This window comes from Paenibacillus sp. MAEPY2, from assembly GCF_000499205.1.
Taxonomy (GTDB): Bacteria; Bacillota; Bacilli; order Paenibacillales; family Paenibacillaceae; genus Paenibacillus; species Paenibacillus vandeheii.
Genome location: NZ_AWUK01000030.1, coordinates 208,582 through 221,882, shown reverse-complemented (window position 1 = coordinate 221,882; position 13,301 = coordinate 208,582). Strand labels below are relative to the sequence as shown.

The 13,301-nt window shown below is 45.8% G+C and carries 12 protein-coding genes; 11 read left to right on the top strand and 1 reads right to left on the bottom strand.

Annotation, left to right across the window (positions count from 1 at the left end; all coding sequences use genetic code 11):
* Nucleotides 1-63: 63 nt before the first annotated feature.
* A complete protein-coding gene (locus tag P364_RS0122465; protein WP_024632318.1) occupies nt 64-1,194 on the bottom strand; it encodes an LLM class flavin-dependent oxidoreductase in 1,131 nt (376 codons plus the stop codon).
* Between the two features lie 270 nt (nt 1,195-1,464).
* On the opposite strand from P364_RS0122465, the gene P364_RS0122460 reads away from it, so the two are divergent.
* The 11 genes from P364_RS0122460 (at nt 1,465) to P364_RS0122410 (ending at nt 13,281) form a co-directional block, all read left to right on the top strand.
* Nucleotides 1,465-2,856 (top strand): hypothetical protein, encoded by a 1,392-nt coding sequence (locus P364_RS0122460; RefSeq protein WP_024632317.1) that lies wholly within the window; start codon nt 1,465-1,467, stop codon nt 2,854-2,856.
* Between the two features lie 262 nt (nt 2,857-3,118).
* Entirely contained in the window at nt 3,119-4,504 is a 1,386-nt protein-coding gene (locus P364_RS0122455; RefSeq protein WP_024632316.1) for a hypothetical protein, read from the top strand.
* A 119-nt stretch (nt 4,505-4,623) separates the two neighbouring features.
* Entirely contained in the window at nt 4,624-4,803 is a 180-nt protein-coding gene (locus tag P364_RS38785) for an aspartyl-phosphate phosphatase Spo0E family protein (RefSeq protein ID WP_079348619.1), read from the top strand.
* 144 nt (nt 4,804-4,947) lie between these two features.
* Entirely contained in the window at nt 4,948-5,463 is a 516-nt protein-coding gene (locus tag P364_RS0122445; RefSeq protein WP_024632315.1) for a hypothetical protein, read from the top strand.
* 237 nt (nt 5,464-5,700) lie between these two features.
* Nucleotides 5,701-5,889 carry an aspartyl-phosphate phosphatase Spo0E family protein gene (locus P364_RS0122440; protein ID WP_024632314.1) on the top strand — a complete coding sequence of 63 codons (189 nt, stop codon included), beginning with the start codon at nt 5,701-5,703 and terminating at the stop codon, nt 5,887-5,889.
* Between the two features lie 611 nt (nt 5,890-6,500).
* Complete coding sequence (locus tag P364_RS0122435; protein ID WP_024632313.1) at nt 6,501-8,324, top strand: cache domain-containing sensor histidine kinase; 1,824 nt, start codon at nt 6,501-6,503, stop codon at nt 8,322-8,324.
* A gap of 5 nt (nt 8,325-8,329) precedes the next feature.
* Nucleotides 8,330-9,121 (top strand): response regulator transcription factor, encoded by a 792-nt coding sequence (locus P364_RS0122430; RefSeq protein ID WP_024632312.1) that lies wholly within the window; start codon nt 8,330-8,332, stop codon nt 9,119-9,121.
* 134 nt (nt 9,122-9,255) lie between these two features.
* Nucleotides 9,256-10,551: an ABC transporter substrate-binding protein gene (locus P364_RS0122425; RefSeq protein ID WP_024632311.1), complete on the top strand. Its 1,296-nt coding sequence runs from the start codon at nt 9,256-9,258 to the stop codon at nt 10,549-10,551.
* 31 nt (nt 10,552-10,582) lie between these two features.
* Nucleotides 10,583-11,284, top strand: a complete 702-nt coding sequence (locus P364_RS0122420; RefSeq protein ID WP_024632310.1) for a hypothetical protein — start codon at nt 10,583-10,585, stop codon at nt 11,282-11,284.
* 244 nt (nt 11,285-11,528) lie between these two features.
* Nucleotides 11,529-12,443, top strand: a complete 915-nt coding sequence (locus P364_RS0122415; protein WP_024632309.1) for a carbohydrate ABC transporter permease — start codon at nt 11,529-11,531, stop codon at nt 12,441-12,443.
* Nucleotides 12,436-13,281, top strand: a complete 846-nt coding sequence (locus tag P364_RS0122410) for a carbohydrate ABC transporter permease (RefSeq protein ID WP_024632308.1) — start codon at nt 12,436-12,438, stop codon at nt 13,279-13,281. The genes P364_RS0122415 and P364_RS0122410 overlap by 8 nt, the downstream gene beginning before the upstream one ends.
* Nucleotides 13,282-13,301: the final 20 nt, after the last annotated feature.

Sequence of the window (13,301 nt, the reverse complement as noted above, 5' to 3'; positions counted from 1 at the left end):
CGCAAGAATCACCCTGGATGCAAAAACTTGTGGATGAATGGGGAGTACGTGAAGAACTGAGAACTATACCTGGAAGATCGGTGTGATGGCTGGGGGCCATGAATCGGAAGAATGTGAAGTGGAAGAGGAAAAGGGAAGTGACTGGTTCAAGAGCGGGGGTTCGTTCCATATGAAACTGGGGATTTCGCGTCGTAACACAGGCGCTACATCCTGGGCAAAGCGTTCTACCTGCTCCAGCTGCTCCGTATGGCTGAGTCCATCCACGCTAATGCTCAGCACCTGATGTCCATATGCGGCATGGTAATTCAGGATTTTCTCAATGACCTGCTCCGGACTACCAATCAGTACAGGCCCATGCGCGATGTTATCCTCCAGGTCCTTAAAGGGTGACTGGTTGTGCTGCGCAGCGGCCGTAGCATGAAACGCCTCATAATAAGGCGTATAACGACGGATGGCCTCTTCACGTGTATTCGCGAGATACAGGCTGCCTGCTCCGGAGCCGACCACCGCTCGGTTCGCATCATGACCATAATAATCGAGACGTTCACGGTAATGGTCAATTAACTCTTTATATTTTGCCTGAGGGTGGAAGGAGTTCGAGCTAAATATTGGTTCGCCATACTTAGCTGCAAGCTCGGTAGAACGGGTGCTCGATGCGCTGCCATGCCAGATCGGAATGGATTGCTGAAGCGGTCTCGGCTGAGTGGTAACCTCTTGAAGGGGAGGGCGATACGTTCCCTGCCAGGTTACATTCTCTTCAGTCCACAGCCGTTTCAGCAGTTCGTAGCGCTCACCGAGTGAATCCCATTGTTCCTCTTCACTAATGCCAAACAGGGGATAGTGCCGAGGATCATTGCCTTTCCCGATGATCATCTCCAGCCGTCCGCCCGATAATTGATCCAGCGTGGCATAATCCTCGGCAACCCGTACCGGATCAAGTATACTGAGAACAGTGACCGTTGTTAGCAACCGGATACGTGAAGTCGCAGCAGCTACGGCGGTCAGTACGACGGGAGGTGAGGAAGACAGAAAAGGTGCACCATGCCGCTCACCGATCCCATATGCATCGAATCCCAGTCGTTCGGCCAGTTTGGCTTGTTCCAAAATATTGTGGAACTTCTGTTGTGTCGTTAGTGATTCACCGGTTACGACATTTGGAAGATTCATCATGAGACTAAATAAGGCAAATTTCATCTAACCATCCCCTTGGATTGGATTGGAAAAGCACCTGGGTTGTCTAATCCTATGGAAATAGTAGGATATTTAAGCTGAAACTAACTTTACCATGTTGTCATGCATTCTTCTAATGGATTTTTTCTATAAGGCGAATTAAAGCCTCTCAACCCCTGAACATATGGGCAGGAAGTTGCCACGATTTTTATTGACCGCTGTAAAATTTAGGATTAAAATTGTGCATATCATATAAATTCAAATTTATGGATTTTCATTGTGGAGGTGGGAGACATGGAACCTACAACTACGATACGCTCCTTTATTGAGGACTACATCAGGAAACAGGGCTATACCCTGCAATACTTTGCCGATATATCGGGTGTGAACGCTGGAACGTTAAGTGCGATCATCAAAGGGACGCGGCCTATCGCCATGGCTCAACTGGATCTGATTACTCAGGGCATGAAGCTGGAGGAAGGTCATTTCTACGAAATTTATGGCGCTGAGTGTTTTGTGGAATCTGCACCGCACTGGAGAAGACTGGAGCCTTTTCTGCAACGTTGCGCCGAGTTGGACAAGCTCGAGTGTATTCAGCGGATAATCCAGCAAGTGACGGATGACCGCTCCTATATCTCCGAATTGTTTGAAATGGCAGAAGGCATGCTTGAACGAGGACAAAAGAAAGCGGCCCGCATGTTATATGAATGTGTCGCGGAGTGTGAGAAATACCAACACTCGGAACGTCTCGCATTGTGCCAATATCGTATTTTCACACTATCTCTGGGTCAGGATCAGCATGAAAATCTCAGGGCGGCAGTTCATTTTGAGCCATATATTAATCGGCTGGATGAAGAGCGGCAGCTGGATGCGATCAAGGATCTGGCGAATACATACTCAGCTCTACGTTATTGGGACAAGCTGTTTTCATTGGCAGATGAATTGGGGCGTAAAGCTGAATTTATACAATCATTTACTAAGAAAAAAGTCGATAAAGTAAACAGGGTAACTGCATATCCCCTTTTTGTGTACAGAGCATATTCAAATCTCCTCAAGGCTTCAGCTTGTGAGTGGAGTGGGAAATATAGGGAAGCTTTAGACTATACCCAAGAATATGCTGAGATAATTAATATTGCAAACCCTAGTGAAGAGGACCAATTATATATCAATATGTTCAGTGGCTGGACTGAAGTAAACACCTATCTGTATAATCTGATGATGGGAAATGAAGAAGTGCTCCCAGCATATGTGTCATGGATTGAACAAAATGAAGAAGAATTCCTTACTGCTCTTGTCAAAATTATGGAGGCAGCAAATACTTATGATATGAACATCAATCATGTCCTTTTAAAATTTGATAGTAAAATTAATACTATTTCAAGAGATATTATGTTAAATAAAAGATACAATAAGCAGATTATAAATGACAGGTATACTAAATTTTTGGCTGAATTGGCCATTTATTATTTTCGCCAGGAACGATATGCTGAAGGAATGCAAAAGCTGATTAATTGTTTGAATTCAGCAATCAATATTAACAATTATAGAGATATTATACAATGCGTTGCTCTCTTTGAAAGATACAGGTCTTTTGCATCTCAGGAGATACAGAACTTGTACGGATCTATAATTAAGGAGGCATATAACTATGAAATTAAAAAAAATTATAACAATACTTTTGTTTAGTATTATTTTTTTCTCTGTCATACATCAATATCCAATCGACATACCAATACAATCCTTTGGTCCATCATCTCATGGTGATGGAACGTTGTAAGATTAATCACAATGAACTTATAAAAAGCCATATTTAAAAACAAGGTTTATTTCCGAGATCGGAAATAAGCCTTTTTTGCGCAGATTGACCATTGTAAAATTCAGGATTAAAATTACATTTAATAAGAGCTGATGAATCCTTAAGTTAGTTTGGTTGATGGGGGTGGGAGAATTGAAACTTGCACCTACGATACGCACATATATAGAGAATCACATAAGAGAACGAGGATATAAACTACAGCAATTCTCAGATATCACGGGTGTCAACGTTGGCACATTAAGTGCCATCCTTAAGGGCAGCAGGCCTCTAGCTATGAACCAGTTGGATCAGATCACATCTGGTATGGGTTTGGAGAAGGGATACTTCTACGAAATGTACAGTGTCGAATGTTTTGTGGAAGCCGCACCTCATTGGAGGCGTTTGGAACCTTTCCTGTATCGCTGTGCTGAACTTAACAAGCTAGGCTGTATTAGAACGGTGGTTTATCAGGTTACAGATGATCGTTCCTATATTTCAGAACTATTTGAAATGGCAGAGAATCTGTATTCCAGAGAAATGAATGAAGCGGCGCTTATTTTATATGAATGCGTAGCCGCAGGTGAGAAATATCAGCACTCGGAACGGTTGGCGTTATGCCAGTACCGTATTTTTTTGCTTCATAAAACAATGAGCAAATTTGATAATTTAGCAGCAGCGGTTCAATTGGAGCCCTATATTGAGAAATTAGATGAAGAAATACAATTGGATGCTATTAAGGATTTGGCGAATGTTTATAATACAATACATCTCTGGGATAAGGTTTATGATTTGGCAGAGGAACTGGAACGAAAAGTTGACTTTCAACTTGAACTTCAATCTCGAAGGCGCAAAAATAAAAAAAGAATTGCCTTTTACCCCATATTTACATACAAAGCATATGCGAATCTATTGAAGGCAAGTGTATGTGAAGTGCGTAAGGAATATGAAAAAGCTCTGGAGTATACAGATGTTTACGTGACTGTTATTGAAATCTCTAATCCAACAGAAGAAGAGCAAGAATTAATAGAACGTTTCAAAGGATGGGCGGAGGGAAATCGGTATTTATACCACTTGATGAATGGGAATCATGAGGTAATTGAACCTTATCTGAATTACCTTAATGCGAATCCCCATGAGGTTTTAACCGCATTTGTAAATATTGTTCAGGCAGCTAACCAGCACTCACTGGATATTGATTCTGCATTGGATAGGTTCGATCCTTATATTAAACAATTTAATACGCATATGCATTTAAAAGGGACGTACAATATGCAAATGTTGAATTATAGATATATACGTTTTTATTATGAGTTAGCGAAGTACAGGCTCAACCAACAAAGGTACGCAACTGGGATTGAAACTTTGCTCACAAGCCTGGAGCTATCATCATCAAGTAACGATGACCTAATGTCTATTAAATCTATTGATTTGTACGGGAGATTCAGAATGCATGTAACGAACCAGCAGGACGAGCAGTACACTAGGTTGATAGAGGGCCTGAACTCACAAAATTTTGGGAGTAAAATTAAAAGTGTATAACCAATGAGAGCTAGTGTGTTTGAAATACCGACTTTTCTAAAAGATCTAATACAAAATTTTGCAAAGCATTCCATTATGAATTTTTAGATAAATGTACCCTAAAATAGTTTGAAAAAGGGGTGCATGCTGTGAGAGAAATCCAACAGATTAAAGACCAGATCGAGCAGAATAGGCAAAACTTGCGTCGGTTGGCGGAGAAGCATGGCATGCATAGTGATAAAGTCCTCAGGCAGTCTATGGTACTGGATGAACTGATTAATAAATATATTCAACTTAAAACGAAAGGTAATATAAATTGAATACTTTGGAGAAGTAAGGTTCGTTTCCTTGTCTATAATCCACCTATAGGTGGACTTCTTCATCCACCTGGTTGTGGACGCTAGAGCGGTGTTCTCCCTGCTATGCTTATAGTATTAAATCAAGCAAATTACAGGGAACAGCGTATGACGACGAGCATGTGGGTTCAGATGATCATTATGTTTGCGGTATTAGTATTCACTTCCATTGGACGAAAGCCAGTACGTTTTTATCGCTTACTGTTGCCTTTCGTTATTATGGGATATTATGCAGCCAGATTTGTTAAAGATATGACTTTTACAGGCAATAATTTGTTGTTTTTGTTGGCGTCTTTGATTATAGGGGCAGTGTTCGGAGCAATTGTGCTGGGAATAACACGTGTGGAATTCGATGCGACGGCAGGTACGTGGTATACCCGAGTGGGGATAGGCAGTGTGGTCGTATGGGCAGCAGCATTCCTGCTGCGTATCATTCCGGTGGAATGGATCACGCATCATCCGCAACAAGCATACCAATACGCAGTAGCGCATCAGCTTGACCTTCAGAACATTGGTCCGGCATTTATATTCATGACTGCTGCTATGGTTATGGTGCGAGTGGCAGGGATTTTGATTCGCTCCAGAACGAGCAAGATACAGCAGCCGATGGAGCAAAATTTATAATAGATTTTAATTTCTTCATTCTATAATATAACTTCAATTTCATGTAAACCCGATATGTAGACAGATATTTAAATATATGTCTACATGTTGTGGATGTGATGTTTTTCACGGATTAATGCAAAATGATATGTTATGAAAGTATTGTTATGTAAACGAGCTTTTTATTTTGCAAATCAATAAAATATGAATTTTTTGGCAATGTATCCTAAAATGTTTTAAAAAGAGGGGGTGCATGCTGTGAGAGAACCAAAACAGATCAGAGACCAAATCGAACAGAACAGGCAAGTGTTAAGTCGTTTGGCGGAACATCATGGCATGCAAGACTACAAAGTCCTTCAACAGTCCATGGTATTGGACGAACTTATTAATGAATATAATCGCTTCAAATATAAGAAACACTTTATGAAAAGACAGCCGATTGCCTAATGCAATCGGTTTTTTTATTTCTAGGAAAGCAATCAATGGAGCAACCAAATAAGTAAGCAAATCTTAAACGCTTGGGCGTTGGGAAAATTGATACATACAAACGGTAGCTGTTTATTAGCTGTCGTTTTTCTATTCCTGTTCCTAAGAATGTACTTGCAACAAAATCGTTACAGGGAGCTGTCGCGGAAGTAGTTTTCTCTCAAACCCAAGCGCTAACGAATCCACCGCACCTTATAGGGCAAATTACGATGAAATGTAAAATTTAACGAATCTCAGTGACGTTATTCAGGTAGATAGATGGCGGGAGGCCTGCAAATTGTCCAAATAAGATCTCTGTGATTCGTTAAACCTCCGATTTGCTGAAATTGGAGCGAATAGCGTGTCCTCAGTTCGTTAGATTGAAATAACGATAAGAAGGGGTGTTCCCGTCATGCACATGACCTAGGGGATGCCCTTTCGAAGTTTCATATATCTTGAAATTCCGTACCAATCCCATGGTTGGCAGGATAGCCAACGATCATTGAAACTGGATATGATGAACCCCAGTTATATCCAGTTTGATCTGTGAGGGGAGCTCATACAATGATCGGGAGAGGGAGGGATAAACGGAAATGATGGACAAGGTACAGGGTTATTTGGGAAAAAGCATCAATCTGCGCACCAAGCTGCTCCTGTTGTTCTTGGCGCTAACCTTGCTGCCACTAAGTTTGCAGGGAGTGGTGAATTACCTGCACTTCTCGCAGACAATTGATCGCAAGACGGAGCAGTTCACCATTGATATCGTTCGCCAGATTAATACCAATCTGAATCGGTTGTTGAAGGACTTCGAGAGGTTGTCGCTCTTACCGCTCTACGATCAGATGGTGCTAAGCATACTGGCCAAATACAATGCTCCGATGGGATCGGGTACATGGGCTAGGTCCGATGATTATTTGAAAATGAAGCTCTACACGTCCGGTCAAGCCTATGACCGACCGGAAATCCGTGGCATCCATCTGATCAGCAACAGCGGCATTCTGTTCTCTAATCTCGATTCGTTAGTGGTCAAGCCGGTATGGGACAGCAGACCAGATCATTGGTTTGCAGAGCTTGACGGCTCGGAAGGGGAATGGCGTCTGCTTCCTCCGCACGAACCCAGTTATTACACAGGCAGTCAGGAAGAGCCGTATATATCAGTTGCCCGTGAGATTCGTGATCCGGGTACACTCCAGCGACTGGGCTACATTCTAATCGACATCCGGCTGGATGCCTTCGGCCAGCTCTTATCCAATCTGAACTTTGAGCAAAATGCGAGCCTGATGATTGTCGACAGCAAGCAGCGTCTCCTGTTCGAACGGACCTCAGCCGGAGGTCTGTCCGCATACGACCAACTGTTAACGCATGGCCAGTTTCAAGACTACGCTGGGAATCAAAAGGTTGTCCTTGATGGGAAGCCCTATCTCTACGTACAACACCATTCCAGTTATTCAGGACTCTCGCTGATCAGCCTTACACCTATTGCCGTTATTCAGAAGGAATCAGGCGAGATGCTTACGTTTACGTTTGGATTCGCTGTGCTATGTATGGCGGCCGTAGCGATTCTCGCGGTTCTTCTATCCTATCGTATAACTCGGCCCCTGATTCGACTGAAGCACAATATGATTCGGGTGGAGCAGGGAGATTTTAGCCAGCGCGTAGCACATTTCAGCAATGATGAGTTCGGGCAGATTAGCCGGGGCTTTAACCGAATGATGGAAGAGATCAATCGACTGTTCAACGAGGTGTTTCTGCTGGGCATTCAAGAGCGGGAGGCGGAGCTGTCAGCATTGCAGAGCCAGATCAATCCCCATTTTATATACAACACATTGGAGTCCATCAACATGATGGCGGTGCGCCAGAAGCACGCTGAGGTGTCTGATATGGTGACGGCACTTGGCAAGCTGCTGCGCTATACGATTGATAAGGTGGACCGGAGGGTTCCGCTTCAGGAAGAACTGGCTTTTGTACAATCCTATGTGCGCATTCAACAGGTACGTTATGACGGCAAGTTAGAGGTAATCTATGACATCGATGAAGCTGTGACGGAGTGTCTGATTCCCAAGCTGGTATTGCAACCGCTGGTGGAGAACGCGGTCTATCATGGCATTGAAGGGCTGGCGGATGGCGGGGTGATCTGGGTATCTGCATTGAGATTTGATGATGAGCTGCTGATTATTGTGCGTGACAATGGCAAAGGCATGGCTCAAGCAGAGATTGATGAATTAAATGAATCCATTGCTCGACAGCCTTCCAGTGAGACATTGCGCTGCCATGCCGGGGACAGGCTGGGGCTTAACAATATCGCCCAAAGGCTCCGACTCATGTATGGAGAAGGCAGTAGCCTGAGCGTCGATGGCAGCCCTGGGCAGGGGCTGGCGGTTACGATATCCATTCAACTTCAACCGAAAGGGGAATGAAGCGCATGTATAAAGTATTGCTGGTGGAGGATGAGACGGTTATCCGTCAGGGGCTGAGAGAGCTGATTGTACAGGCGGCTCCTCAGTTTCAGGTCACAGGGGAAGCTTCGAACGGAGCCGAGGCACTGGATTTTCTGAGATGTGAAGTGCCGGATGTGTTAATCACGGATATTCGCATGCGTGAAATGGATGGGCTGACATTGGTATCCAAAGCGAGAGATATGTACCCTGAACTGCTGATGATCATCATTAGCGGCTACGGGGAGTTTGAATATGCACGCAGGGCGATGGAGTACGGGGTGTTGAACTATCTGCTGAAGCCGATTGAACGTCATGAACTGGCATTATCCATCCAAAAAATTCAATTACTGCTGGATCGCAGGTATGGGATTTCAACCCTTCCAATCACTGAGTCATCTGGCAAAGAGGAGCACGCTGGCGGAGATACACGGAAGATTATCCGAGATGTGAAGGAGTACATCAAGCAGCATCCCGATGGGGATCTGCGACTTCAGACGATAGCAGCACTTGTTAATCTGAACCCCACCTATCTAAGTCAGCTGTTCAAGAATGAAACAGGGACCAATTACTCCGAATACATCGTTCAGGCACGTATGGAGCGGGCCAAGTGGCTGCTGATCAACACGGGACTCAAAATCTATGACGTAGCGCGGTTATCCGGGCATCAGAGTCCCAAGCACTTCATGCTGGTATTCAAGCAGCAGGTTGGATGGACAGCAGGCGAATATCGTGACCGATTCAGCATGGCTGGACGGGAAAGCAAAGAGAAGGAATAGCCGGGCGTAGGGTATTTATTCCAACGTCTTGAAAAACCATACCATTTCTGTAATTGACGTGATTTATGGGCGGTCGATACCTTCGTTATACTTTGGTTGCACATCTATACCACTAAGCCTTAAGGGGGATTTTCATGAAAAAAGCAGCACTGATGCTTATGCTCGTGTTCATGATTTTTGCGTTGATCGGATGCACAAGCTCCAGTTCAGGCACTGATCCTGGTAATGGAGCCTCAGAGAATGGAGAAGTTGAGTTGAAGTTCATGATGTGGGGCAATCAGGCACATATGGATGTATACAACAAGCTGATCGATAGCTTCACGAAGGAAAATCCAGGCATTAAGGTAACGATGGAATCCGTGCCATTTGCGGAATACCAACAAAAAATATCTGTGCTTGCCGCTGGGGGCTCCCTCCCGGATATTGCCTGGGTGTCGGAGCGGATGGTGCCACAATTCAAATCCAATCACATTCTGGCTGATGTATCCGAGTTCAAGGATGATGCACAGTTTAAGCTGGATGATTATATTCCAAGCACGCTGGATTTGTTCCGTGATGGCGATCAACTGCTGGGTCTGCCTTTTTCCACACCTCCGGTAGTCATGTTCTACAATAAAACGCTGTTCGACCAAGCCGGCCTGACCGACCCCAACACACTAGCCGCTCAAGGACAATGGACATGGGAACAGTTTGAGAAATCCGCCAAGGCGATCACGAGCAAGGAGGCGACTAACCGAATCTATGGCGCCAATTTTTTTCGCGATTGGAAGACCTGGGCTGTGCTTTCCTCCTATTCCTGGTCTAATGGCAGCGGTCCATTCGACGAAGGCATGACGAAGTTCACCTGGAATGACGCCTATGGCGTACAGACCTTTGAACTGCTGGAGCGAATGATGTTCACCGATGAATCGCATCCAAAAGCGGGCGAGCAGGTCAGCTTCGATGCTGGCAATGTGGGCATGTTCTTCGATAACTACAGCTATGTCTCCAAAGCAAGGGAGATTACGGATTTTGAATGGAGTATCGCTCCTATGCCTTCCGGCTCACAGGGCAGTGTACCGATGCTGGGGCAGGCTGGATATGCCATGTTCAACGACAGCAAACATCCAGAGGAAACCAAGAAGCTGTTGAAGTATTTTGCCAGTGAGCAGGGCATTCAGGCGACAGCCACCTACTTTGTGCCTCCGCGGACCTCTGTTCTGAACTCCGATGCGTTTATCAATCAGCCGAATAATCCAAGCAAGGAGCATATTGTGCAGGCGGTGATTGATGAAATGCCAAAAGCGCGCTTGATTCCCGGTCATATCCGTTGGCAGGATATCGACAATGCGGTGTTGCAGGGATTTGACCGCCTGTTCGCCCGTTCAGCGAAACCCGAGGATAATCTGAAACAAATGCAGGAAGAGGTCCAAAGCGTGCTGCAACAATAAAATTTTTTATAGAAACTGGAGGGTGAGGAAGGTGGGCAAATTCAAGGAATTGCTTGATCGGAAATCGCTGTCACTAGTGGTCAGCTTGCCCGAGAACGATCTATCTTTGGCCCGTGCAGCAATTGAAGAGGGAGCTGATGCACTGAAGGTGCATTATAATGTCGGTCATCGCGCCAGCGGAAACCAATTTGGTCCACTGGATAATTATGCCGAGGTATTCCGGGCGATCCGCAGTGAGTTTGGCTGTCCGCTGGGCGTTGTACCGTCCGGCAGCATTGATGGAGCACGACGGGAGGATGTGGAGCGCCTTTCGGGGCTGGGTTTGGACTTCTATTCCATCTATGCACATCACCTTCCGTCCTTCATGCTGGATGATCTGGGACTGGACCCAACGTTTGCGATCAATGACGAATATGAACCTTCCCTCGTCACGTTGGCGGCTCATTACGGCTTCACTGCCCTGGAGGCATCCATTGTGCCCGGGAGTGAGTATGGTACACCTCTAAGCTTCGCGGATGTGCTCAAGTATCGCCGTCTGGTCTTGCAGGCGCAGATTCCGGTATTGGTTCCTTCTCAGCGTAAACTCGTGCCGGAGGATGTTCGGGTGCTACATGATACCGGGGTCAAGGCAATCATGCTTGGAGCGGTTGTAACAGGCAGAGCGGAGGAACAGCTGCGACGAGCAGTTAACGGCTTCCGTAATGCGGTGGACAGCCTGAATCGTCCGGACTAGATAAGTAGAACTAAATAATATTTACACTTGCCACTCCGATACCAGAACAACCTTCCGATCGCTGTTATCCCCAGATTTTTTTGAATCCTTTTATAAAGGGGAAATCCGGGGATAAAGGCGAACACTTCGCTTCTTCAGGTTTTTCTGTTCTCTACGTTCTTGTGTATATGTATAGGTCAACTTATATAGAATCGTCACTGAGTTCAGTTTCAGGGAAGAAATTTGATAAAAAGGGGGCCTGACTGTGACCCATTCACGCAAGCGTACAGGAAGAGGTCCGCTCGCCAGAGAGGCCCAGATCGCGGGGTGGCTGTTCGTATCACCAATGGTGCTCGGGTTTACCCTGCTGCTGCTGTTTCCCATGGGTTTGGCGCTGTACATGAGCCTGACCGACTGGCCGCTGCTGGGGGAGCATCATTTTATTGGACTGGAAAATTACCGGAATGTGATGACAGACGCCATGTTCTGGAAGGTACTTGCGAATACGGTCTATTTTACGGCAGGGCTTGTGCCGCTCAACATTGTGCTCGCCCTTCTGCTCGCATTGCTGCTATCCAGAAGTTTACGCGGCATCGGGATTTTCCGCACAGCCATCTTCGTTCCGGTCATGACCTCGCTGATTGTGTGGTCCATCGTGTGGAAGCTGATGTATGCGACAGAGTCGGGACTAATCAATCAGCTTCTGTTGATGATGGGCATCAAAGGTCCGGCCTGGCTTTACAATCAGGATCTGGCGATGCCTGCCGTTATCGTAACGAGTGTACTGAAAAATGTGGGTCTGAATATGGTGCTGTTTATTGCAGCCATTCAGCAGGTACCACGTTCACTGTACGAAGCGGCAACACTGGACGGGGCGGGCAGAAGGGGGACCTTATTTCACGTCACGTTGCCCATGATTACGCCAACGGTGTTTCTAACCATGGTAATGACCGTGATTGGGTCGCTCAAGGTGTTTGGACAGATCTACGTCATGACACAGGGTGGGCCGAGCAACAGCACAAAGGTATTGGTCTATTATATCTGGGAAAAAGCATTCAAGTTATTTCAGTTCGGCTACGCCTCTTCGCTTGCGTATGTGCTGTTCTTTATCGTGCTAATCCTGACGCTGCTGCAATGGCAGCTTCGAAAGAGGTGGGTATTCAATGAAGGCGATGCCTAGTTCTTCGTTTCGCAAGACAGGTAGTGCTCTTGGTACGTACTTATTGCTCACAGTGATCTCGCTGATCATGATTGTTCCATTTATCTGGATGATATCGACGTCATTCAAGGAGCCTCAGAGCATATTCACCTATCCACCGCAGTGGATACCGGATACGTTCCGGTTTCAGAACTACATCGATGTCTTTCGGTTGATTCCGTTCCATCGTTTTTATTTTAACAGTGTATATATTGCTGCTGTGGTTGTGGTGGGTACGGTATTCTTTGCATCTCTCGCCGGGTACGCCTTTGCCAAAATTCCGTTCAAGGGACGGAATGTGGTATTTCTTATCCTGCTGAGTGCAATGATGATTCCTCATGAGGTGACGGCAATTCCCATGTTTCTGTTCATGCGACAGCTGGGGTGGATTGATACACATCTTCCGCTGATTTTACTGCCGATCTTTGGCGCAGGCGGCGTGTTTGGCATCTTTGTGATGCGGCAGTTCTTCATTACGGTGCCGACCGAGCTGGAGGAAGCGGCGATGATTGACGGCTGCAACCGATTCCGAATCTATGCGCGAATTATGCTGCCAATTGCCAAGCCCGGTATGGCTACGCTGACGATCTTCACTTTTGTGACCATCTGGAATGAGTTTTTTGATCCGTTGATTTTCATTAACTCGCGTGAACTGATGACGCTGCCGCTCGGGTTATCCCTGTTCACGGATGAAGTGGGTACCGCCTGGCAATATCTCATGAGCGCCACCGTCATGGCGACCCTGCCACTGCTAATTGTCTTTTTCCTGGCACAACGGCGATTCATTGAGGGAGTAGCAATGACGGGACTGAAAGAGTAACCCGCGCAATAGAACGGAAG